At 61.0% G+C, this 21,369-nt stretch carries 21 protein-coding genes; 8 read left to right on the top strand and 13 right to left on the bottom strand.

What is annotated here, in order from left to right; translation table 11 throughout:
- Positions 1–92: 92 nt before the first annotated feature.
- Genes ACN9MB_RS10280 through ACN9MB_RS10265 form a run of 4 tightly spaced genes read right to left on the bottom strand, consistent with a single transcriptional unit; the run spans position 93 to position 2,696 of the window.
- A complete protein-coding gene (locus ACN9MB_RS10280) occupies positions 93–569 on the bottom strand; it encodes an ion channel (RefSeq protein ID WP_426271736.1) in 477 nt (158 codons plus the stop codon).
- A gap of 36 nt (positions 570–605) precedes the next feature.
- Entirely contained in the window at positions 606–1,709 is a 1,104-nt protein-coding gene (locus ACN9MB_RS10275) for an AI-2E family transporter (RefSeq protein WP_204635821.1), read from the bottom strand.
- A gap of 59 nt (positions 1,710–1,768) precedes the next feature.
- The gene (locus ACN9MB_RS10270; RefSeq protein WP_426271735.1) at positions 1,769–1,981 is read right to left on the bottom strand and encodes a hypothetical protein; all 213 of its coding nucleotides are present in this window, start codon (positions 1,979–1,981) and stop codon (positions 1,769–1,771) included.
- A 49-nt stretch (positions 1,982–2,030) separates the two neighbouring features.
- A complete protein-coding gene (locus tag ACN9MB_RS10265) occupies positions 2,031–2,696 on the bottom strand; it encodes a MarC family NAAT transporter (protein ID WP_426271734.1) in 666 nt (221 codons plus the stop codon).
- A gap of 367 nt (positions 2,697–3,063) precedes the next feature.
- Here ACN9MB_RS10265 and ACN9MB_RS10260 point away from each other — a divergent pair, with 367 nt between their 5' ends.
- Positions 3,064–3,633 (top strand): OmpA/MotB family protein, encoded by a 570-nt coding sequence (locus ACN9MB_RS10260; RefSeq protein ID WP_426271733.1) that lies wholly within the window; start codon positions 3,064–3,066, stop codon positions 3,631–3,633.
- A gap of 141 nt (positions 3,634–3,774) precedes the next feature.
- Here the strand turns inward: ACN9MB_RS10260 and ACN9MB_RS10255 are convergent, their stop codons facing one another.
- Positions 3,775–4,377: a hypothetical protein gene (locus ACN9MB_RS10255; RefSeq protein ID WP_426271732.1), complete on the bottom strand. Its 603-nt coding sequence runs from the start codon at positions 4,375–4,377 to the stop codon at positions 3,775–3,777.
- 356 nt (positions 4,378–4,733) lie between these two features.
- Here ACN9MB_RS10255 and ACN9MB_RS10250 point away from each other — a divergent pair, with 356 nt between their 5' ends.
- From ACN9MB_RS10250 to ACN9MB_RS10230, 5 genes are all read left to right on the top strand, one after another.
- Positions 4,734–5,588 (top strand): hypothetical protein, encoded by an 855-nt coding sequence (locus ACN9MB_RS10250; protein WP_426271731.1) that lies wholly within the window; start codon positions 4,734–4,736, stop codon positions 5,586–5,588.
- Positions 5,589–5,737: 149 nt separating this feature from the next.
- Positions 5,738–6,544, top strand: a complete 807-nt coding sequence (locus tag ACN9MB_RS10245) for a response regulator (protein ID WP_426271730.1) — start codon at positions 5,738–5,740, stop codon at positions 6,542–6,544.
- A gap of 259 nt (positions 6,545–6,803) precedes the next feature.
- On the top strand, positions 6,804–7,919 hold the full coding sequence (locus ACN9MB_RS10240; protein ID WP_426271729.1) for an HD domain-containing phosphohydrolase: 1,116 nt from the start codon (positions 6,804–6,806) through the stop codon (positions 7,917–7,919).
- A 100-nt stretch (positions 7,920–8,019) separates the two neighbouring features.
- Positions 8,020–8,265 (top strand): hypothetical protein, encoded by a 246-nt coding sequence (locus tag ACN9MB_RS10235; protein ID WP_426271728.1) that lies wholly within the window; start codon positions 8,020–8,022, stop codon positions 8,263–8,265.
- 101 nt (positions 8,266–8,366) lie between these two features.
- The gene (locus tag ACN9MB_RS10230; protein WP_426271727.1) at positions 8,367–8,627 is read left to right on the top strand and encodes a hypothetical protein; all 261 of its coding nucleotides are present in this window, start codon (positions 8,367–8,369) and stop codon (positions 8,625–8,627) included.
- 226 nt (positions 8,628–8,853) lie between these two features.
- On the opposite strand, the gene ACN9MB_RS10225 is transcribed toward ACN9MB_RS10230, so the two are convergent.
- The 4 genes from ACN9MB_RS10225 to ACN9MB_RS10210 all read right to left on the bottom strand — a co-directional run bounded on the left by ACN9MB_RS10225 (position 8,854) and on the right by ACN9MB_RS10210 (position 14,122).
- Complete coding sequence (locus ACN9MB_RS10225) at positions 8,854–9,210, bottom strand: DUF1428 domain-containing protein (protein ID WP_204635811.1); 357 nt, start codon at positions 9,208–9,210, stop codon at positions 8,854–8,856.
- A 166-nt stretch (positions 9,211–9,376) separates the two neighbouring features.
- Positions 9,377–12,781, bottom strand: a complete 3,405-nt coding sequence (locus ACN9MB_RS10220; protein WP_426271726.1) for an autotransporter outer membrane beta-barrel domain-containing protein — start codon at positions 12,779–12,781, stop codon at positions 9,377–9,379.
- A 180-nt stretch (positions 12,782–12,961) separates the two neighbouring features.
- Positions 12,962–13,246 carry a hypothetical protein gene (locus ACN9MB_RS10215; RefSeq protein ID WP_426271725.1) on the bottom strand — a complete coding sequence of 95 codons (285 nt, stop codon included), beginning with the start codon at positions 13,244–13,246 and terminating at the stop codon, positions 12,962–12,964.
- A 186-nt stretch (positions 13,247–13,432) separates the two neighbouring features.
- Positions 13,433–14,122 carry an extensin family protein gene (locus tag ACN9MB_RS10210; RefSeq protein ID WP_426271724.1) on the bottom strand — a complete coding sequence of 230 codons (690 nt, stop codon included), beginning with the start codon at positions 14,120–14,122 and terminating at the stop codon, positions 13,433–13,435.
- Positions 14,123–14,486: 364 nt separating this feature from the next.
- Here ACN9MB_RS10210 and ACN9MB_RS10205 point away from each other — a divergent pair, with 364 nt between their 5' ends.
- Positions 14,487–14,969, top strand: coding sequence for a hemerythrin domain-containing protein (locus ACN9MB_RS10205; RefSeq protein ID WP_426271723.1), 483 nt, complete (start codon positions 14,487–14,489; stop codon positions 14,967–14,969).
- Positions 14,970–14,982: 13 nt separating this feature from the next.
- On the opposite strand, the gene ACN9MB_RS10200 is transcribed toward ACN9MB_RS10205, so the two are convergent.
- Complete coding sequence (locus ACN9MB_RS10200) at positions 14,983–15,297, bottom strand: HigA family addiction module antitoxin (RefSeq protein ID WP_204637119.1); 315 nt, start codon at positions 15,295–15,297, stop codon at positions 14,983–14,985.
- A gap of 138 nt (positions 15,298–15,435) precedes the next feature.
- On the bottom strand, positions 15,436–15,780 hold the full coding sequence (locus ACN9MB_RS10195; RefSeq protein WP_426271722.1) for a hypothetical protein: 345 nt from the start codon (positions 15,778–15,780) through the stop codon (positions 15,436–15,438).
- A gap of 423 nt (positions 15,781–16,203) precedes the next feature.
- Here ACN9MB_RS10195 and ACN9MB_RS10190 point away from each other — a divergent pair, with 423 nt between their 5' ends.
- On the top strand, positions 16,204–16,887 hold the full coding sequence (locus ACN9MB_RS10190) for a transposase (protein ID WP_426271721.1): 684 nt from the start codon (positions 16,204–16,206) through the stop codon (positions 16,885–16,887).
- A 429-nt stretch (positions 16,888–17,316) separates the two neighbouring features.
- On the opposite strand, the gene ACN9MB_RS10185 is transcribed toward ACN9MB_RS10190, so the two are convergent.
- Together ACN9MB_RS10185 and ACN9MB_RS10180 are read right to left on the bottom strand one after the other, a co-directional pair.
- On the bottom strand, positions 17,317–18,465 hold the full coding sequence (locus tag ACN9MB_RS10185; protein ID WP_426271720.1) for a fimbrial protein: 1,149 nt from the start codon (positions 18,463–18,465) through the stop codon (positions 17,317–17,319).
- A 34-nt stretch (positions 18,466–18,499) separates the two neighbouring features.
- Positions 18,500–21,334: a fimbria/pilus outer membrane usher protein gene (locus ACN9MB_RS10180; protein WP_426271719.1), complete on the bottom strand. Its 2,835-nt coding sequence runs from the start codon at positions 21,332–21,334 to the stop codon at positions 18,500–18,502.
- Between the last annotated feature and the right edge of the window lie 35 nt (positions 21,335–21,369).

Genomic DNA, 21,369 nt, shown 5'->3' with positions numbered 1-21,369 from the left:
ATGGCTAAATACTTAATCCACGAGAAATCTTTCCCAGGCCGTCAAAAACAATGAAATACTGAATTGGAAATACGCACTTTTCCTGTGTATTCCTAGGGCTCGCGGCGCCGGCGAATCCTCCATCTGCGCCTGCGCTTCTTCATCTTCGCTTTGTTCTGATTGATGATGTCGAGCACCGCCGCGGTCATCACTGCCGTGGACAAGCCGAACATCAGGATTCCGTTGGCCGCTTCCAGCGGCCCGAGCAGGCGCCAGCGCGCGGACATGACGACGTCGCCATAGCCCAAGGTGACGAAGTTGACTCCCGAGTGATAGAGCGCCGTCCTGAAATCGTCGAACTCGCCCAGCAGCATGAACAACGCTGCCCAGATCACGGTCTCCGTGAAGTAACCCAGCGTCAGCAACAGCAGCACGGTGTACAACAGCAATACATTGCCGCTCGCCGTTTCGCTGCCTGCATGCGCCAGCTTGTAACGGGCGTACTGGCGAAGGCTGATGTTGAGGAAGAACGCCTGCAGCAGCAGGCAGATCAACATCACCGGCAGGCCGATCAACAGATTGAGCAGCACGAGTGGCTTCCTCCGCGACGATGCGGCCGGTTCGATTCAGGGCTGTCCGGGTTGCTCGATCCGATCCTCCGGCGGCTGTTCCTCGACCCACTGCCAGAACAGCTGGTAGCCGATCGCCAGCGCCACCGGACCGATGAACAAGCCGATGATGCCGCCGGTGACCATGCCACCCAGCGCGCCGATCAACACCACCGGCATCGGCACATCGACGCCGCGGCCAAGCAACAAGGGCTTCAGTACGTTGTCGGCCAGCCCGGCGACAAACACATAGACTGCAAAAACGATGGTGCCGACGCTGGCCCCTTCGGTCGCGAAGACGTAGGCGATGGCCGGTATCGTGATCAAGGTGGCCGGCAGTTGCATGATGCCCAGCAAGAGCACCGCAAGGGCAAGCAGGCCGGCGCCAGGAATGCCGATCAGCACGAAGCCGACGCCGACCAGCAGCATCTGGATGAACGCGATACCGATCACGCCCTGCGCCACCGCCCGGATGGTGGCGGTGCACAGGTGAGTGATCTGCGGCCCCTTCCCCGAACTGAAAATGCGCGTGGCAATCTTCACTGCGCTGCGGTGCCCGCTTTCGCCGTAGGCCATCAGGATGCCGGCGATGATCAGGGCAGCGATGAACATCAACAAGCCAAGGCCTGCATTGGCGAGTTTGCCCAGCAGCCCGAGACTCACTTCCTTGAGCTGCGGCGCTAGCTTTTGTGCCAAGCCGGTCAGGTCGGTGGAGGCCTGCAGCCAGAAGCCATACAAAGGTTTTCCGATCAACGGCCAACTCGCCACCGACTCGCTTGGCGACGGAATACGGACTCGGCCTTCCTTCACCACGTCCAGCGCCTTTTCCACCGACTCGGTCAGGGATGTGCCCAACAGGTAGATCGGCACCATCAGGATGGCCACGGAGATCAGCACGATCAGGGTCGCGGTGCGACCGTCGCGGTTGCCCAATCTTCCCCTGAGCCTGAGCTGGAGAGGATAGAGGGTGATGGCGAGAATCACCGACCAGAGCATCAGGTGAAGGAAGGGACTGAAGATCTCGTAGCAAAAGATCACCAGCGCCACGATCAGGCCGGCGCGAATCAGGACATCGAGCAGCCCGCGGGACAGCGCTCGCTCGTACATGGACTTGAGATACATGGATTGGCACCTTCGACGGCAGAGTCTCGGCTATCCCTGTGTGGCTGCGGCGTTGCTCGCTAGCTTGTCCATTCGTCACCGGTAACGACGGACGGCGGAAGCTCGGCCAGGGCCTCGGCCGGCCCTTCGAGCTGCCAGATGTGCATGCAGCAACTCCACCCGTAATCCTCGGAGACATGGTTCAGCGCAGATCGCCATCGTGCAAACCACGCATCAACGGCAGCGACTTCGTTCGGGTCATCCACGACGACGATGATATTGGCTCTTGGCATGGCACCTGCCTCGTATCGAATCAACGCCCCATTCAGATCGCCCTGAAGCTCAAACGAGTCGCCATATCTGCAGGAGCTCGTGAGCCCCATTGATGGCGAATTGCACCCCGATGCACACCAGCAGAAAACCCATCACGCGGGACAGCGCATCCACACCGCCTTCCCCCAGCCACCGCAAGATGGTGGTGGCTCCACGAAGGCAAGCCCAGAACTCCAGCGTAAAGAGCACCGCAACCGTTATGACAGCCAGATGCACCGAGTAGGAATAGCTACGCGTTGGAATGGTTGAAGCCGCGCTGATGATGAAGGCAATCGTGCCGGGTCCCGTGGTACATGGCATGGTCAAAGGGACGAACGAAATGTCACGCAGCGGCATGGTCGTCATATCATCGGTGCCCGCTTCCGGAGCCCGCGGTTCTCTCGTGCGATCCGGCGGAAACAACATGCCGAAGCCGATATACGAAACGATCAGGCCGCCGGCCAGGCGAAGCCCGGGAATCGAAATGCCAAACAGGCGCATCACCACACTGCCCGCATAAAAGCTGACCAGAAGCACGATCGCCACATAGATGGCAGCACGAAACACCTGCCGATTTCGCTCCGCTTCCGGGTAACGCGCTGTCAGCGCCAGCAGAACCGTGGCACTGGTCACCGGATTGGCGATCGTCGTCAGGCCCAACAATCCCACTGCAACGTCATTCAGAAATCCATGCATGGATGGCTATCTAAGCGAACGAATTCCATGGGTGCGTTATCCACTTCTTTCGATGATGGAAGCGTGACCGGCAAACGCCATCGATCATCGAAGTATCCATGTCGACCATCGAGCAGAACGACGCAGCGAAGGTTCTTCTCCACCAGCACGCCACTGCATAGTCGACTACGGAAGTAGCTCTACTCATCGCACTTACATGTTTCCACTTAGTGAGCGCAATACACGGATAAAAAGCGGTTTATTTCTTCCTATTTCATTAACGCCAATTCGGCGACGATTGCATAAACGTGACGAGACCAAACTAGAAAATCCTGTTCGACGAATCGAAGATAGACTCCTGGCAAGTCATCAACGTGAGGGAACTCCCATGATCAAGTTTCCGCAGCTATGCGTACTGGGCGTGGCACTCCTGGCGGCAGGGTGTGTATCCCAGCAGAAGTACGATGAGTCGCAGCAGAAGAATGCCGAACTGGAGGCGCAGTACCAGCAGCTCAACGCGAGCATGGGTAGCGAGGTGCAGTCGCGCGACGTGCGCATCTCGCGCATGCAGGACGCGATCAAGGTTTCACTCAACGACCAGTTGCTGTTTCCCTCGGGCGGATGGCAGATCTCCGAACAGGCGAAGACCAGCATTGCCAAGGTCGCCAAGATTCTTGCACCCCATCAGAAGAACACGATCAACGTGAGCGGCTACACGGACAGCACGCCCATCGGCCCGGAGCTGATGAAGCAAGGCATCACGAGCAATCTCATCCTGTCGCAGAAACGCGCGGAGAATGTGCAGCAGTTCATGATCTCGCAGGGCGTCAACCCGAGCCTGGTGTCGGCCAAGGGTTATGGCGAGGAGAACCCCATCGCCTCCAACGACACGCCGGAAGGCAAGGCACAGAACCGCCGTGTGGAACTCACCGTCGCAAGCTCGGGCGCTGGCAACTAGATCGGTGCATACGTCGGACACGATGATGCGGACCATCGGTTCGCATCATCGTCTCCCCTGAGTCGATCCCTTGGGTCCTCCCATGACCCAGGCGATCGAGCAATACGCCCGACATCCCACGCACCTGCCACGGTCCCGTCCCTACGGGTTGACTGCGACCGCCAACGCCTCGGCGTAGGTGATGCGGACCATGTCGCCGACTTTGAGCTTGGCAAGCCGGGCCTGGCGCGACGGGTCTCTCACTTCGATGACGCGGGGTTTGCCATCCGCCCCGGTCAAAGTGACCGTATGTTTGGTGAGATCGACCGCTGTCAGCTTGGCTGTCACGGTCACCGCCTGCTCGGCCGTACCGCCGGGCTTGTTGCTTTTCTCGTCCCGGGTGATGCCGCCCTCGACCTCGGTACCCGCCTGCGCACTGTCGGCAGGAAGCAACTCGAGCGCGACGGCGTGTTGATAGGTCATGGTGATCTTGTCGCCGACCTTGATCTGATCGAACCTCGTGGCGGCCGGTCCTACTTCGACCGTGTCTTCCTTGCCAGCGGCTGTTCGAAGCGTTACCAGGCGCTTTTGATGATCGATCGACACCACGGTCGCCTTGACGGTCTCCGTCTCATTGGCCAGCTCGTGGGCTGTCGCCGTCACTGGCGGAGCCTGCGTAGAGCTTTGCGCGTGCACTGACAGGACAGGCACGCCCGCCGCAACGACAGCCAGAAGCAAGCAACGCGGGTAGTCGAAGGTTTTCATGGAACCATCTCTCTGTCGGCGACCAAGGGAAGCGCGCGTGTCGTGAGCGCGCACCCTCCTCGGGATGCACGCACACGGTGATTTTCGGAAACCGCGCCAGAATCACCCAGCGATGCGCGCTTAGGCTGGTTTTCAGCATGAGTCGAAATCGCCGGCAAATCCAGTGGCTAATTACTGATAATCACTGTGTAGAAATACGCAAAATAAATACACACGCACGAGTTTGATAATCCAATTAATCACGATCCTATCAGCGCGTAGATCTACTTATGCCTTTAGTCCGGCAAGTTTTTGCTGGGCATTATCAAATTATTACGTCACTATGGTCTGACGATTAGATCTTTGAGGTGGTCATCATGCGTGACCGTTCCGATTATCTTTTTGCCTGCTGCCCTCTCGTATCTGGACTCGTATTTACCTTTGGCGCTGCATTTTTCACGGCACCGGCGTTCGCGCAGTCGGAAGATTATTGGGATGGAAACTGGCATGGAAGCATCACGCCCTACGGCTGGCTTCCTGGCGTTTCCGGGGAGACCCGATACCAACTTCCCAGTGGTGGCCCGGAAGTCACCGTCAAGAACAAGAGCGATCCCCTGAGCAGTCTCAGCGGAGCGCTGCTGCTGGAAGGCGATATTCGCAAGGGAAACTGGGGCCTGTTCGGCGACATCGACTGGATCAAGTTCTCCAACGAGAAAGGCCGCTTCACCTCCATCGGCGGCGAGCGCTTCGGCGCGGACGCCAACCTCGACACACGCTGGGGCATGAAGGGCGGCCTGGTGACCCTGGCCGGGCTGTACACGATGACGCACGGCACGCTCGGCTATGCCGACCTGCTCTTCGGCGCGCGCTACGTGTGGTTGAAAGGCAACATCAGCTGGAACCTCAATGTGGTGAACAATGCGGATGCGTTGATCCTGCAAGGCAGTGGCCACCTCCACAATCAAACGCACGCCGGCAACGCCATCATCGGCGTGCGCGGCCGCTGGACGCCGTTCGCCGGTACGGGCTGGTACTTCCCGTACTACGCCGACATAGGCACCGGCGATTCCGACAACACCTACCAGTTGAACATCGGCGTGGGCTACGGGTTCCACTGGGGCGATATCGCGCTCAGTTACCGCGATATCAAATACGAGCAAGGCGGAAGCGACAAGTTCCTGAAGAAAGCCCAGATCAGTGGGCCCAGTTTCAATTACACCTGGCACTTTTGAGATTCGATCCGGGCCAGGAGGTCTCTGGCAGGTCCATCCGACAGCCGCTATCGATGTCGAGGCACCCTGCTTACTCCGCGGGACATGAAGCCATTTGATGGTTGGCGGATGTCGCGCAAGGGGCGAAACAGATACGGAAGAATTGTCCAATGACATGGCTGCGTCCACCGCCTCTCACGCGAGCGATGGGCGCAGCTCCAACGCGCGGTGTACGTCTGACCTCATCGATCATCGAGGCTGCACCAGGGAGGTGTGCCATGACTGACCACTCTTCGTTTCAAACGAAAGACTTGCCGTCATTCCGGGTGCTTTTGGCAGACGCCGATCAGCGCGTCGCCGAGGAAATGGCCGATATGCTTTCTCCGGTCATCGGTTCCTTTGAGATCGCACACGACGGAATAACCCTGGTCAAACGCGTACTCACCGGCGCCATCGACCTGGTCGTTTCCGATATCACCCTGCCGATGCTCAGCGGCTTTCAGGCCTTGCAGCAATTGCGCGAGAAGGGATCCAGCGTGCCCTTCATTGCGCTATCGGCACACGGCGATCCGGCCGTCACGCGCGAAGCGCTGCTTTCCGGCTGCAACGGCTATGTCGTGAAGCAACTGGTCAGCGAAGAGCTTTGCAGGGCAGTCGAGGCAGTGGCGCATGGCTATCAATATCTGAGCCCGAGCGCGCTCACCGCGATCATGCTCGCCCCGCCGCCGACTCACCGGCTTTCGCGCCGACAAGGACAGATCATCAACTGCGTCGCCGACGGCTTCCGTACCGCGGAAATCGCGGCCTCACTGGGCATCTCGCCCCGCACGGTGGAAAGCCATCGGCAGGCATTGCTGCGTCTGTTTGGCGTGCACAACAGCATCGCCCTGATCCGCGAAGCGGAGAAACAAGGACTGGTGCGCCAGGGCATGACCAGGCGCATGGCAGACGTGTCGCTGGACCCCGCCCTGAGCTGAGTCGCGCACGGCGCCAGGGCGTGCACACCATCGCGGCGGCTGTGGCAACCATGCCCCGCCGCTTACCGCCGTCCTCAACGAGGTCGATGCCGTGAGCCGCACTTCCAACAGCGCGCTGCGGAGCCGCGCTAGGTAAAGGGACGAACCCGTCCCTGGTAGAAATACGGTTGTCCAGGCGGACAGACGCGAGAAGACTGATCGTTGCTTCGCGCCGGTTTCTCACGGCCCACGATGGTCACGAAGCACGCTGGAGCAGCCTATGGTTCTGCCCGACACCCTCAATCGGCCATCCGTACTGATCGCGGCCAGGTCGCCGCACGACCGGTTCGCCCTGGCCGACATGCTGAGTCCGCTGTATGCGCTCGAACTTGCAGGCACGACGCAAGAAGCATGGGTGTGCCTTGGCACCCAGGGGCTGCCAGATCTGGTCTTGCTCGACGAGGATTTCTCGGAAGACTCGCCTTCGGTCTTCTGCAAGCAGTGGAAGGCGCTGCCCGCCACCCGCACCATTCCCGTCATCGTGCTACGCAGCCAGGGAAGCACGGTCACCGAATCCCTGGCGGCTGAGCTTGGCATCGACGAATGCCTTGTCAAACCCGTCGACCCCACCGCGTTGAGGCATAGCGTCGCCCACCAGCTTCAACTCAGCGCCGCGGTGCGCGCCACCAGAAGCGGACGGGGCAACCTTGAACAAGAGATCGACCAACGCTCCAGGGAGATCAGCATCCTGAAAGAGATCGCCGTGCTGACCATGGCCTCGCTCGCGGAGATTCGCCATCTCGAAACCGAGAGCCACGCAAGGCGTACCCAGAATTACGTGATGGCCCTGGCCGACCACCTGGCATCGCATCGCCGGTTTGCGGACCAGCTCGACCCGGAGGCGCGCGCACTCCTGCGCAACTCGGTGCCCTTGCACGACATCGGAAAGATTGGCGTGCCCGACGCCATCCTGCTCAAGGCCGGCCCGCTAAGCCCGGACGAGCGCGAGATCATGAAGACGCACACCACGCTGGGCCGCGACGCCATTCAAAGGGCGGAAGATCGGCTCGGCGTCCACGTACCCTTTCTGGCCGTGATCAAGGAACTGACCTATTGCCACCACGAACGATGGGACGGTCACGGTTACCCCGAGGGAAAGGCCGGCGACGACATCCCGCTCTCGGCACGCCTCATGGCCGTGGCCGATGTCTACGATGCGCTGATCACACGGCGCGTCTACAAGGAACCCATGTCGCATGATCAGGTCGTGGCCTATATCGAGGCGAAGCGGTCGACCGATTTCGATCCCGACATAACCGACGCGTTTGTCCAGATCCAGGCGAAGTTCCGCGATATCTCCAACCGCTTTTCCCGGGCCGGCGAAAGCAGTCACTAGGTCGCCCGATTCGCCTCGGGAGCCCCATGCTTTCAGGGACTACGTCCGTGAACGATTCCCCGCCCCGGTACCCGTCCTCCGCTCGAATCGGGAGATGAACATGCCCGCGCCAACCCCACTCAGCTTTGACCGCGATATCCGCCCTCTTTTCACCGGCATGGACATCGCCCATATGAAAAAGAGCATGGACCTCAGCAGTCGCGACAGCGTCTTCCGGCACGCGGACGCCATCTATCAATCGGTCGTCAGCGGTCATATGCCGCCTGCGTCATGCGGTGAGCCGCGCTGGACAGCGGACATGTGCGCGATGTTCAAGCAGTGGCAGGAGCAAGGCGGCGCGCCTTAGAAGCACCCAGCCACGCGCAAGAGCCGCAAGCAGCGTTAACCACGAACATGCACGTGCCTCACGAAGGAGGGGTTACATCATCGGAAAAGCCGGAGATATCCATGTTGCAACTGAATCCCCCTCTTCCGATGAACACGCCCAAAGGCGAAGGCTTCGCCCACATCTTGACCGACTACGGGCCGGAGTCGGATCTCTATTGGACGGTGATGATTACTGAAACGGGGGAGATATGGACTTTTTCCAACCGTGAAGTGCGAGCATCCAAGAACATCACGTTGGGCCGCGTCGCACCGCGCCCGCCGCCAATCGGTTCGAAGGCTGAGGAAACCAGCGCAGCGCGAAACCTGAAAGCGGCCCCGTAGAATTCCACGCCATACATGCCTTTGCGTCCACCGGCCACGAACCAGCCTGCATAGCGGCTTGCCTGGCCGTCATTTGGCAACCGGGGATTTCTTGGCGTTCTTCTTGCCCGGTCGCTTTTGAATAGCCCGTTGTTCGATTTCGATGAAACCAGGCGACCGCGACAGCGCCTCCCGCACGGGGGCGCCATCGATCCAGCGGTCGCAGGCCCTTACATCCTCAGGCCCTCTATTCGGGCAGGCTGACCACGGGCACGAAGCCGCCGAAGATCATGCGTTTGCCATCGAACGGCATGTCGCCCATGCCCGGCATGCGCGGGTCTTCCATGATTTTCTTCATGCCGGCATCGCGGGCAGCCTTGTCCGGCCATTCCACCCACGAGAACACCACCGATTCGTCCGCCGTCGCCTGCACCGCGCGACGAAAATCGGTGACCTTGCCCTCGGGCACGTCGTCGTTCCAACACTCCATGATCCGGATGGCGCCGAACTCCATGAAAATGACGTCGAAGGTACGCGCGTGCTCGATGAATTTCTCGCGGTTGGCGTTGGGTACGGCGATCACGAAGCCATCGATATAGGACATGACTGTCTTCTCCTCGGCAAAAAGGGCGACCGGCATGGCCGCCTTCATGAGTTCGACGAACGAGTGCGGGCGGAATCGACACGGGCCGGATGCCAGCCGGGCCAGCCTCGCGCCGGAAGCGGACGTTGCCAATCTCACCGATGGCCTAGATGCACCCAGAGCTTGCTCACCAGTTCCAGCGGAAACCCAGCTTCCCGTCCCAGGCATCGAAGTCCTTGCTGCCAAAGCCGCGTTGATAACCGAGATTGGCGTAGAACGAGGTGTTCTTGTCCAGCTCCCAGGTCATTCCGGCGTTGAGCTGCCACCAAGAGCCCTTGATGCTGCCCTCGAACGGCACGAAGCCGTCTTCGGACGAGAATGACGTCGTCGGCTGTCCCTTGAACTCCTTCCAGACGTTGAAGCGCAGCCAGCCGGTGAACAGGCGGGGACTGCCGTTCGCGGCAGGCTCCAGCTTCCACGTATCCGCCCAGCGCAGGCCAAGTCGCGCTGCCAGCGAATCGATATCGTCGAAACGAACCGTGGCCGCCGCATCGCTGGACTGCCCGTCGTTGAAGCGCTGGTAGATCACCTGCGCCTGCGGCTCCCACACTTGCGATTCGTCATGGAAGGGGTAGCCGCCTTCCAGTGACGCGGCCCAGCCGAAGCCGGAATGGTGCAAGGCCAGCCCTTCCATCGATTGCGCGCTCGACTTGGACCAGGTGCCCTGCCATACCGCGTCCAGATACTGGCCTTCCGTCCAGAAGTGGGTCCAGTACAGGCCGAGCGATTGCCCTTTCACCACATCGCGGCCCGCGTTGGTGCCGTCGTAGTTGGTCACGTCGCTGCGGATGCGGCCGGTACCGAGATACAGGCCGGCGTGATCGCGCTGCTGGTTGTCGTGCTGCTCGGCGTAGACATCGAGGCCCGCCTGGAACGCTTCGATGTTGTAGTCGTATTTGGGCCCGCCATCGTAGATACCCTGTGACGCACCGGTGACGTCGCCGTCCTCGCCGATCACCCGCACCCACAACGCATTGAAGGTGTTGCCCGAACTGAAATCGCTACGATCGCGCAGTTGTTCCTCCTCGCCCACACGTTCGTGCAGATTGCCCAGCGTGGCCCAGCCGTAACGCAGCGCCATGCCGGGCAGCGCGGTGTACAGCGACACCTCGGGGCGGTAGTTGGGTATCGACGGCGTGGCCGGTGTCTCCGGTTCCACGGGTGCAGGTACCGGCGGCGGCGCCTCGGGCTCGGGCGGCGGTGCCGGTGGGTTGTTGGGATCCGGCGGCGGTGCGGGCGGTGGCGGCGCAGGCGGCGGCGGAGGATCCGGAGGCGGCGGCGGCGGTGGTGGCGGTGGCGGCGGACACTCGGGAGATGTGCTGCCCTCGCAGCTCCTCGTCGAACGCAGGAACCAATAATCCTCGGTGCCAGGCGATACGCCGCCGCGCTGAAGGGTGTACTCGTAGGGACCCGCCACCACGGCACCGCTCAGCGCGAACGCGTCCCCCGTGGTCGTGCCGCCGTTGGCCACCTCGACCACCGGAATGCCATTGGCACTGGTGAGTGCACCGGGACCTCCCACATTGGCCACCGCGATCAAACCGTTCCCCCGCGTGGTGCCGCCATCGATGATCAGGCGATCGGTCGGCGAGCTGTCGTCGCCAAGATAGGTGTTGATGCCCAATGTGCCCGGATCGCTGACGTAGTCGTGCACATACAGGCTCTTGAACACGTCGTTGACCGGCGCGGTGAACTGCACCAGGCCGCTGTTGCTCAGCTGCCCGGAAAGCACGGAGCTGGCCGGTATCGTCCAGCTGCTGGTGGCATCCACGGTGACGTTGGTGGCGTAGAAGGCTTCGCCGATCCAGCTCGAATGATCGGTGAGCGTGATGTTCGCCTGGCTTGCACTATCGGCCTGGGCCAATCCGCTCAACTCACTGCCAGCGGAAGCAAAGATGTCCACCTTGGTGGCTTCGCCGGTGCCCGGACTGATCGCGAACGCATCCACCAGGCCGGCATCGCCACTGATCTTCGCTCCCTGGGTTGCCGTGAACAGCAGAGGGCCGGTCGCCTCGATCGCAAAGCTGTCGCTGCTCAAGCCGCCACCCGTAAAGCTCACCGAGTCCTGCAGACCCTTGGTCTGGTTCACCGCGTAGAGGCCGTAGGCGCCGCCTGTGCCACTCACCTGCGTGTTGGTGAAATTCATCACGCTCGGAAAAGTCGTGACCTGGTTGTTGGACGGGTTCGCATAGCCCCAGAGGTAAAGCGCGCCATAGCCGCCGTTGCTGGCGACGGTCGAGTCCGTCACGGTGTATTGCCCGTTGGCGTAAGCCATCAGCCCCCAACTACGCGCGCCACTCGCCGTCACGGTGTTGTTCGCCATCGTCGTGAGGCTGGCGACGCTGCCGTGCGCGCCCGCGTAGGCGCCATAGCTGCCTGCCGCGTTGGCGTTGATGGTGGTGCCCGTACTGCTGATCTGGCCGCCTTGATTGAGCAAGCCGGCGCGATAGGAGCTGGCGTTAACGGTGCCGAAGATCGGGTTGGTGACCAACGATGATGTGCTGAGACGCCAGAGCTGCGAATTGTTGGTCGCGTTGATAGTGATCACGCTGGCACCCGTCAGCGTCGCGCTCGATCCCTGCACCCACACGCCGAGTGCCGCGCCTGCACCGCCCACCGTCAGCGTGTCCGCGGCGGCCGAACCACTGTTGATCACCACAAAGCCCGAACCGGCGGTGCCGCTCGTGCTGTTGAAGGTCATCGAGAGTCCGGATATGGGCGCGGCCATCGTCGTGCCATCCACCGTCATGCCCACGCTGCTGGCGCCGTTGAAGATCAGCGATATCGGCGCTGTCGCGTTGAGTTGACCGCCCCGGTAAAGGTAAACGCCCAACGAGCCCAGACCACTCATCGTGATAGGCAGACTGCCGCTCACGTTGATGGCGGAGTTCGCCCCGGAGGCACCCAGGCCCACGGCATTGGTGAAGCCGCTGGTGTAAAGCCGGTTGCCACCGAGGAAATTGATGACGCCACCGCCATCGACCGCGGCGCCATTGCCCAGCGCGGTTCCGCCGGACAGGAGCGGGTCGTTGAAACTGGTGGCCGAAATATCGATGGAACCGCCGATCGCCGCAGCGGCGAATCCGCGATTCAACACCGAGACAGTGCCGCCGGCCAGTTGGATGGTGCTGCCGCTGCCATTGGCAAATGCGGCGCTGCCATTCCTGGTGACGATGTTCACGCCGTAGGGAACCCGGATGGTGCCGCCGTTGGCGTACAACGCATGGCCGGAATCGGTATAGAGCACGATGGCACCCGGGCTGGGTCCTGCGCTCGTGTCGACGTTCAACGTCCCGCCTGCCGTGACGTTGGTAGCGTTCGCCGTCGATGGCGTGCTGGTACCGCTGCGCACATCCACCGTGGTGTTGCCCACGAGCGTGGTCGTGCCACTGCCGACATTGACGGGTGCAGTGAACGTGCCCGGCCCGACGACTTGCGCCATGGCAACGGGAACGAAGACAACAGGCGAAGCCATCGATGCAGCGAGGATGGTTCGTATGCAGCAGGCAAGCGGGCAGCCCCGGGTATCCATGGCGTTGGTCCCCTAGAAACCAAGCGGATACTGTGATCGCTGGCACAAGCCGCGGGCAACCGTAATTCCACGGGGTTGCACTCTGTATTTCTACCGCTGACGTCCCTTCGCGACGATCAGCGTGGATCGAACACCGATGTTTTGCGCGTCGTTCTACTGCTGGCCGCGATGATGTCGACGCTAGGAAGCGCCCTGGTTGTTCGGTTTCGTTTCCTTCGAGCCGGCCAGAAAGTCCGGTGCCGGCGATAGCGCCTCGCTCAGCGTGTTCTCGATGTATCGCTGGATGGCGATGTGCACCCGGCTGCGGACATCGGCCTCATCCAGCCAACCGTGCATAAGCCTGCCCTCGCGTGAAAAAGTGTCTTCTCCACGCTGGAAGGAAGCCCGCCAATTCGTCTCCTCCCCGTCGACAACATAGTTCGCGTTGTAGACGACGCCCCGGTGCACGCCGACGATCTCAATCATTGTTGGACGTCCCTCCTACCCGGTTATCACCAGAAAAGAATAGAACGAACTACTGCAGTGGATGGTGAAAATTTTCCAGTTTTTGGATGAAGCACCGGTTAATTGGGCGCCCCGCGCAGACGCCTCCCTCGCATGGCCACGGCCATCATTTACTTGGCCGCCGCCACCGGAAATGAAGCAACACGATCATCGGCACCATCCCGCGCTGCCGGCCTGCATATGAAAATGCCCCGCATGGGCAGCGTTGTAATCAGGCCCGAGCACCATGCCGAAATAGGAGCACGCCTGAGCTTGCGCGCCGTGCAGGAACGGCCCAGCCGGCGGGCGCCGCCAATCGCGCGCCACGGTAATGTCATCCCCGTTCTTCAGGCGAAAGCCGGTGACGTCGATGGCGCGCGCCTGCGCATGGCTGCTCAGCGCACTGCCGTCGTCGCCTTTGACGGCGCGGCAGTTATAGCTGCCCACGTGCTCGATGGTGCTGACTCCGCTGCCAAACGCGGCCTGTGCGCTGGGTTGGAGCACATGCAGGTCCAGCATCACCAGCGAAGCGGCCAATGGACAGGTCACCACGGTCGGTCGCTCAAGCCGGGCCATGCCCGTGCTCCGGAGCATCACGCCATGCTGCCATCCGCATCCATCCGACGCCTGCTTGTCGGGTACGGATGTGAATGACGCACCGCTGCGCTCCAACGCAGCGAGGCATTGGTCCGGCGCCCGACCCAGCCGATACAGGCGAAAGCGCGTCAGCCAATCCGGGGCGGCACGCAGATCGAGCGCAGCCCAGGGGTTGTAGTGATACGGCGGACGCCAACCCGCCGCGAGCACCGCAGCGGCGACCAGCACGATCAATGCGAATGTCCATACCAGATAACGCACCGCCGCTCCCGATCACCCGCATCCAGTGCACGCGCGCGATGCCTTATGAGATCAAGACCACCCTCACCCACCGGACCCACCACACGCCTGGCCGGTGATATAGCTCGCCGAGGATGAAGGAGGCATCACATCGATGTGCGCGAGCTGGCGGCGGCTCAGGCCGCAAAAGAGACGGACGACCCATGGAATAACCACGTCCGTCGCGGTCGCCCGTTAGCGCCTGGCCCAACTTTTCTCGGCCGGACTGCCACCGTTGCAGCCTAAACGGCGCACCCCGCATTGACGGCAGCTTCTCGCCCTTGCGCCCGTGGCCTCACGCGCCTTGTCGCACGATGTAGCGACCAACTCAGCCAAGGGCCGCATCATGGACGCCATCCAGTTACTGAAATCCGACCACAAAGAGGTCAAAGGCCTTCTTGAGGAGCTGTCGGAAACGACGTCTCGTGCGGTCAAGCGACGCGCGGAGCTGATCGACACCATCCAGCACAAGCTGCACGCGCACACCACCATCGAGGAAGAGATCTTCTATCCGGCCTACCGCGAAGCGGGCGGCAAGGAGCAGGAGAAGATGTACTACGAGGCGCTGGAAGAACACCGCGCCGCGGAAGACCTGGTGCTGCCCGACCTGTTCAAGACCGAGCCCAACTCCGAGAAATTCTCGGGCCGCGCGAAAGTGCTCAAGGAACTCATCGAGCACCATATCGAAGAAGAGGAAGGCGACCTGTTCAAGCAGGCGAAGCAACTACTCGACAAGGCCACGCTGCAGTCGCTGGGCGAGAGCATGGCGGAACGGAAAAAGGAGCTGCTTGCACAAGGCAAGCAGGGAAATGGTGCCAGGGACAATTAACCCCCTAACTCGCTCAATCAACGAGTGGACGATAGGCACGGATCGCAGGCTTCGCCCTTTCCAGATCGTAGCGCGCTTGAAGTGCCAGCCAATAAAAGGCGGTGGTGTCGAAGATGAGGGAAAGGCGCAGCGCGGTCTTGGGGGTGATGGGATGGGTATCGGCGATGAAGGCTTTGATGTGATCGGAGGGGATGCCGGAGCGACGGGCGAGTTGGGCGGGGTTGAGTGCGCTTGGGATCAGATAGGCGTGCAGCAGGATGTCGCCGGGGGCTCGCAGCGGCTGCGAGGGGTCCACTTCCGAATGCGGGGTGAGCTGGATCAGTTCCATAACTGTTCTCCCTGTCGGACACGGCCGGGCAGCGGATAGGCGCTTACAGCGCTCCGTGTCAGTGAATGCTTGGCAGCTTCGTCGGTGATCGCCCGAATGTGGCGCATCGCCCTGCCGGCCGATGCGCCGAAACGGCGATCATCGGAGGCGTGTGGTGTTCACTCGATGCTCGTCACCGAGCAGGCGGGCGTACTGCTGAAGGCAGTGGATCGCCGTGCCCAGGCTGGCTGTGACGGCCACGGGAAGCGGCCATGGCAGCGGCCTGCCGGGGAATCCACGCGCTTGCGCGTGGCGGCACTGCTCGCTGTCCAAACGCAGGCGCGTGAGGGCGAGCACCGCCAGGGCGATATCACCGCGCGTGCCATGACGCAGGGTTTCGGGCCATGCCACCGCTGTGGATGACGGGTCATCAGGCGGAGGAGTGAGGGTGTCGTCAGGGGGAACGGACGAGCGAATGCGTACCGTATGATCGCGGGTAGCCATGATCAACTTCCATAGAGTTGGTGATGGTTAGCGGGTCGTGGGTGTTACAAGCACTCACGGCCCGCGCCTCATGACTTGGGAGTCATGGTCATTCGCGATGGCGTGCAACGCGACAGCGCGAGTGACCAGGTGACCGTAACAAGCGGGGTTGGGAGCGTCTGTCGGGGATCGGTGAGATGGGTGTCCGCCTGGGTGAGGCGGTACGTGACGGCGCCGGACCGATCGAATGTCGGCGAGAAATGGTGCCAGGGACAATTACCGGTGGACAATTTCAGGAGATGGGCCATGGATAATCTACGGGCGATCTCCCATGTCCGAGACAAATTCTGCGGGACGTCTGACACCGCGTTGCCTCCTCGGATGATGGCAAACTGAAGCTCGCCCCTATCGTTACAGACCCCCTGGTAGGCCATGCTCTCGAGCATGGCTCGCCCTCCGCGTCACGATATTGCCGACATTCCGCAGCACGTCGTGCAGCGGGGAAACAACCGACTGCCATGCTTTCTCGACGACGACGATCGGCAGCGCTATCTTCAGTTTCTGCGACAGTCCCTGCCACGTTTTGGTTGTCGACTGCATGCCTACGTGTTGATGAGCAATCACACCCATCTTTTGCTTACGCCGGATGAGCCAGGTGCGATATCGCGATTGATGCATGCGTTCGGGCGCAATTTCGCGACTTACTTCAACGACCGCCATGGGCGCACAGGAACACTGTGGGAAGGCCGCTATAAGGCCTGCCTGGTGGATTCGGATCGCTACTTCCTGGCATGTAGCCGCTATATCGAACTCAACCCTGTGCGCGCATGGATGGTGGTGCATCCAGGCGACTACCCCTGGTCAAGCCATGGCGCCAATGCCGACGGATGTGCGGACACGCTGCTCACACCGCACTCCGAATACCTCGCGCTTGGTCCGGATGCCTCCACGCGTGCCGCCAATTACCGCGCGCTCTTCGATGAAGCGCTTCCCGATCATCTTGTCGCGGAGATTCGCAGCTATCTACATCAGCAGAAGGCGCTTGGAACCGACCGATTTCGCTCGTGGGTAGAGGAACGCACTGGGCGCTTCGCCGCAGTGCGCCCCGCAGGTCGCCCGGCTGATTAATTGTCCCTGGCACCATTTCTCATTTGTCCCTGGCACCATTTCTCTATTTCCTCTGCAACGGCACAGGAAATTGTCCCTGGCACCATTGGGCTCGAACAAGAAGGGCCCTCACGGGCCCTTCATGCTTTGCAACGGCACAGGAAACTGTCCCTGGCACCATTAGGCTCGGCACCATTAGGCTCCCATTAGGCTGGCACCATTAGCCTAGTGCGCCCCGCAGGTCGCCCGGCTGGTTAATTGTCCCTGGCACCATTTCTCGGCACAGGAAATTGTCCCTGGCACCATTAGGCTCTGCGAGAAAACAATCGTTTGCGGTGCGCCCCCGATGAAGATCGCCAGCGCTTCTTCGTCACCGTTCCTACAAACCTTCATGGCACCAAAAAAAGCGCACCGCTAGCAGTGCGCTTTTTCTACTGAGTGCCGCTTTGACTATTGATACGTCATAGTAAAAGTGGCATAGGCTTTGACGGTGCCCGCGTTGATCGTAGAGTCCGCCTGCACATAGGCCGCGGCCAGGGGAATAGCGATATCGCCGCCGCTTGCCTGCATCGTCGTGACAGCCCATTTATTGGGGTTGCTCGAATCGGCGGGGCCAAAATGCACCGCGTTCGCACCGTTGTAGACTCGGATGGCTACGCCACTGGCGCTCGATGAAGGATCCAACGGCAGAAGATCGCTGGTGTTGGTGGGATTATTCAAATCCGTCAGGCCAACGGAAACTGGAGTGCTCGTGCCTGGATCGCCCGCGCTGCAATGCAAAGTAATATTGAAACTGGCTTTGGGTATCGTCGAGGTGGTGCCAATGCCACTGAAAGTACTGACGCCAGCCGTCCCCATGGGTACCGGGATAGGATTCGGCGCAGTGACGGTACAGGCCGGGTTGTTGACAATAATGTTGATGGCACCCGTCATCTTGAACACCAAGACCAAGGTCTGGTAGCCCTCGGACCAGGCGCCAGCCACGGTATTGCTTACCGTCGAACCATCCGCCGCGGTAATCGGGTATCCGCTGAAGCTGCCGCTGCCCACGGTGTTCGCGGTCTTGTAGAACTGAATATAGGCATCGGCGTAGGTAATTGATTGACTGATGCTACCAATAGTGACGGGGTAGTACGGGGGCGGCACGCCCGACGTAATCTTGTATCCGATACCCGGGATGGTCGTCGGATAGACGATGTCGGTAGGAGCCGTGCGGGTATCCGCCGAACCACGAAATACCGTGCCGCTGCCCGAGGTGCATTTCCAATATGTCCTCAGGCCTGGATTACCGATACTCATCGTTATCGGCGGGCCTATCGGTGTGCCAATCGCACCCGCGATCTGAGCGGCCGTGACGTTGAGGGTAAACCCGGGAAACTCATAGATTCTGTAATTGGGAACAAGCGCTGGGCCATTAAGGGCAGCGGATACCGTGCAAGTAGCCCAGGCGTGCAGAGGCGCCACAAGCGTCGCCAGTGCCAACAGCGCAAGCGCTCCGATACGTTTTGCCGACCGGCGAGCGCCAGGTGCGGCGCATTGTTCCATCTTCATTTCGGTGTTCCCATCCGCCGTGGCGAATTCGTCAATATTTGTGTTCATCACATTCTCGCTTGCCCTTGTGCGGTGCATTGGGTTAATGACACTGCGCGTCTACTGTCGTGAGTGCGTCCTGTCCCTTGACGCGATCGGGTAGCTGGTAGCTCACCTTGCACTGCTGCGTGCGTTCGTCGTCGCCCCAACGCACCAACAACGTGCCGCCGTCTTCCGCACCGCGAACAAACAGCTGCCCGCCCTGGCCCACGGTGCCCACACTCTGGCCATCGGCATTGAGCACATCGGCGCCGAAAGGCAGCATCTGGCCGTTCTCCTGCGTGGCATGAACGAGCACGGCACGTCCGGACACGGTGTCGAACTTCAATGGGATTACCGAACCGGCACGCGGTGCCGTTTGCACACGCGTGGTCTGCAGCTCCACATCCATCGACGTGCCGAGCGGATCGAGCGTCACGTCGTTCATGCGGTACGGCATAAGACCGGTGGCCACAGCGTAGCCGCGGCCATCAATCTTGGATTGGCCGTTACTGCTGATGGCGGCGCCCTTGGCATCCGGCGCTTCGATGATCGCTATGGGGCTGTCCGGGCTCAACGACGGTGCCAGGGTTACGCCGCCAGGGTGCACCACCACGCCGCCGGAGGCGCTGACGCCAGCTTGCTGGTAGCGATTGGCATACGAGTAGTTGGCGCTGAGGCTCCCATAGGCCGCCTGCCAACCGAGGCTCGCACTGGTGGTGGTCTGACTTGCAAACTGATCGCTGTAAGAAGCGCTGGCGTTGTAGTTGTACTGGCTGCGATCGCCAAAGCTACCGCTGACGCTGGCACGGTCGTTATTGCCGGAATAATCATCGTGCGTTGTCGACAGCATGAGGCTGGGTCGGTTACGTCCCGGTGCGCCAAGCGGAATGATGACACTGATGCCGAACTGGTTGTCGTAGCGGCTTCCCGCGTAGATGGAGCTGGACGAGTACGTACGACTGCCGCTGAGACTGTAGTTGATGTCGCGCCAGCTATTGCTATAGCCGACCTGGTAGGTGGTGGCGCTGTTGGCATCGTTCCAGTAGGTGGCCCGCGAACCGGCGAGATACATGCTGCCCCTGGAGCCACCGAAATCCTGGCTCAGGGTCACCTGCAGGCGCTGCTTGTTGCGATAGGGCGCACCCACGTTGATATCGCTGCTGCGGTAGCTAGTCAGCGTATCTTGTCCCTGCACGGCATCTTGCAAGGACAAGTAATTGGCGTTGGAGTAGCGATACGCGGCTACCGCAAAGGTGGTGCCGTAGGTAGGAACATTCTTCGCATAGGAAAGGCGTGCGCTATAGCCCGACAGATTCTGGTTGGCGCCGGCAAAGCTGGTGTGCGAGTTGGTGATGTCCACACCAAACGCGCCGGCCTGCGTGTTGACCGCCGCACCGACCAGGTAGCTCTTGTAGAGAGCGCGATAGGTCGACTGCAGGCCGCCGTACAGGGTCAACCAGTTGTTGATGCCGCGCTGATACGTACCTTCGACAAAGTAGGGCTTGCCGTTGACCAGCGAGTCATTGCGCACCTGACCGTTGGTGACGGCCCAGCGCCCGATGCCGGGGCGCAACAACATGGGCACCGCTGCGAACGGCACCACAAACGTGTGGATGCTGCCATCCGCTTCGTTCACGATTACCGTGATGTCGCCGCCATAGCCGGTGGCGTACAGGTCGTTGATAACGAAGGGACCCGGCGCCACCGTGGTTTCGTACAACAAGTTGCCATTCTGGCGGACTTCGACGCGCGCCTGCGTATTGGCAACACCGCGCACCGTGGGGGCGTAACCCTGTTGCGAATCGGGCAGCATGCGGTCGTCACTATAAATAGTGAGGCCGCGGAAGGATGTCGAATCGAAGATGACACCCTGGGTGTAACTGTCACCGAGGGTGAGCTGCGCCTTCCACAGATCGATGTCGTGCGAAGCGGTGGTGTTGACATTGTTGTAGCGCGTGCGACCGGTGCTCTGATCCCAGGTAACGGATTCCTGGCTGCGCAGACGCCAGCCACCCACGTTCAGGCCAAGATTGAGGCCCAAATATGCGTTGATATCGCTGCTGCTGCGGTTTCCGCTGCGCGCCGAGAAGCTGTCCTTGTTTACCGGCACATAACTGCCGCCGGTGGACAACATATAGTTGCCGTTGGCGTTGGGCCGGTAAGCGCCATCAGGATCCAGCGCATAGGTGTTGGCGTTCTGCACCGTCACCAGCGAACCGTCGGCGCCCAGCGCCGTACCCGCACCGTTGGCGCGCGAATTGGCATAGCTTGTGTTGCTGGAATAGGCGTTGAAATTGTAGCTGGCGACGAACGCGGTTTCGCCCTCATCCCACATCTTCGGGTTGACGTAGCCACGTGCACGACGATTCATCGAGGCCTGCGGAAGGGACACGTCCAAACGCAAAGCGCCCATGTCCGCCGCAGCGCGCGCGTCTGCGCTCACGCTGCCGATGTCGATGCAAGCGTTGCCGGGGTTAACCACGGCCTGATCAAGTTTGCTGCCATCGACGCCCATGTGGAGCAAGGTGTCGTACGTGAAGCACGGCCGAGCCACATCGCTGCCTTCAACGGCGACAAACTTGATGTCCTCGACTGCCATACGGATGTCGTTGACGTAAAGATCCAGACGATAGACACCCGGCAAGATCGGGTTTCCCCGCTCGAAGCGAGAAACGTCTACGCTCTTGGAGCCTGCGGTGAAAGCATTATTGAATTCAATGGCACCCGCTGCCGGATCGATCGCAGCCGGTCCAGCGGCCGGATCCGCTGCGGCACTCCAGCCGAGGCTGGGAATCAAACCGAGCGAAACCGCTACCAAGATGGCCAACTGCTTACGCTGCAGATTTGTCCCGTCGTGGCTGTGTGCTACTTCCATATCGCTGCGTCGTGTAGGCATGAGATGTATCCGGTGATTTGCGGTGGGCATCGTGC

This window comes from Dyella kyungheensis, assembly GCF_049913195.1.
Classification (GTDB): Bacteria; Pseudomonadota; Gammaproteobacteria; order Xanthomonadales; family Rhodanobacteraceae; genus Dyella; species Dyella kyungheensis.
This window is presented reverse-complemented; position numbering and strand designations above follow the sequence as displayed.

What these genes read in the sequence shown, in the direction of transcription:
- ACN9MB_RS10275 (WP_204635821.1), bottom strand. Translation starts at nt 1,709, where the DNA reads ATGTATCTCAAGTCCATGTACGAGCGAGCGCTGTCCCGCGGGCTGCTC.
- ACN9MB_RS10270 (WP_426271735.1), bottom strand. Translation starts at nt 1,981, where the DNA reads ATGCCAAGAGCCAATATCATCGTCGTCGTGGATGACCCGAACGAAGTC.
- ACN9MB_RS10265 (WP_426271734.1), bottom strand. Translation starts at nt 2,696, where the DNA reads ATGCATGGATTTCTGAATGACGTTGCAGTGGGATTGTTGGGCCTGACG.
- ACN9MB_RS10260 (WP_426271733.1), top strand. Translation starts at nt 3,064, where the DNA reads ATGATCAAGTTTCCGCAGCTATGCGTACTGGGCGTGGCACTCCTGGCG.
- ACN9MB_RS10255 (WP_426271732.1), bottom strand. Translation starts at nt 4,377, where the DNA reads ATGAAAACCTTCGACTACCCGCGTTGCTTGCTTCTGGCTGTCGTTGCG.
- ACN9MB_RS10250 (WP_426271731.1), top strand. Translation starts at nt 4,734, where the DNA reads ATGCGTGACCGTTCCGATTATCTTTTTGCCTGCTGCCCTCTCGTATCT.
- ACN9MB_RS10245 (WP_426271730.1), top strand. Translation starts at nt 5,738, where the DNA reads ATGACATGGCTGCGTCCACCGCCTCTCACGCGAGCGATGGGCGCAGCT.
- ACN9MB_RS10240 (WP_426271729.1), top strand. Translation starts at nt 6,804, where the DNA reads ATGGTTCTGCCCGACACCCTCAATCGGCCATCCGTACTGATCGCGGCC.
- ACN9MB_RS10235 (WP_426271728.1), top strand. Translation starts at nt 8,020, where the DNA reads ATGCCCGCGCCAACCCCACTCAGCTTTGACCGCGATATCCGCCCTCTT.
- ACN9MB_RS10230 (WP_426271727.1), top strand. Translation starts at nt 8,367, where the DNA reads ATGTTGCAACTGAATCCCCCTCTTCCGATGAACACGCCCAAAGGCGAA.
- ACN9MB_RS10225 (WP_204635811.1), bottom strand. Translation starts at nt 9,210, where the DNA reads ATGTCCTATATCGATGGCTTCGTGATCGCCGTACCCAACGCCAACCGC.
- ACN9MB_RS10220 (WP_426271726.1), bottom strand. Translation starts at nt 12,781, where the DNA reads ATGGATACCCGGGGCTGCCCGCTTGCCTGCTGCATACGAACCATCCTC.
- ACN9MB_RS10215 (WP_426271725.1), bottom strand. Translation starts at nt 13,246, where the DNA reads ATGATTGAGATCGTCGGCGTGCACCGGGGCGTCGTCTACAACGCGAAC.
- ACN9MB_RS10205 (WP_426271723.1), top strand. Translation starts at nt 14,487, where the DNA reads ATGGACGCCATCCAGTTACTGAAATCCGACCACAAAGAGGTCAAAGGC.
- ACN9MB_RS10200 (WP_204637119.1), bottom strand. Translation starts at nt 15,297, where the DNA reads ATGGAACTGATCCAGCTCACCCCGCATTCGGAAGTGGACCCCTCGCAG.
- ACN9MB_RS10195 (WP_426271722.1), bottom strand. Translation starts at nt 15,780, where the DNA reads ATGGCTACCCGCGATCATACGGTACGCATTCGCTCGTCCGTTCCCCCT.
- ACN9MB_RS10190 (WP_426271721.1), top strand. Translation starts at nt 16,204, where the DNA reads ATGGCTCGCCCTCCGCGTCACGATATTGCCGACATTCCGCAGCACGTC.
- ACN9MB_RS10185 (WP_426271720.1), bottom strand. Translation starts at nt 18,465, where the DNA reads ATGAACACAAATATTGACGAATTCGCCACGGCGGATGGGAACACCGAA.
- ACN9MB_RS10180 (WP_426271719.1), bottom strand. Translation starts at nt 21,334, where the DNA reads ATGCCTACACGACGCAGCGATATGGAAGTAGCACACAGCCACGACGGG.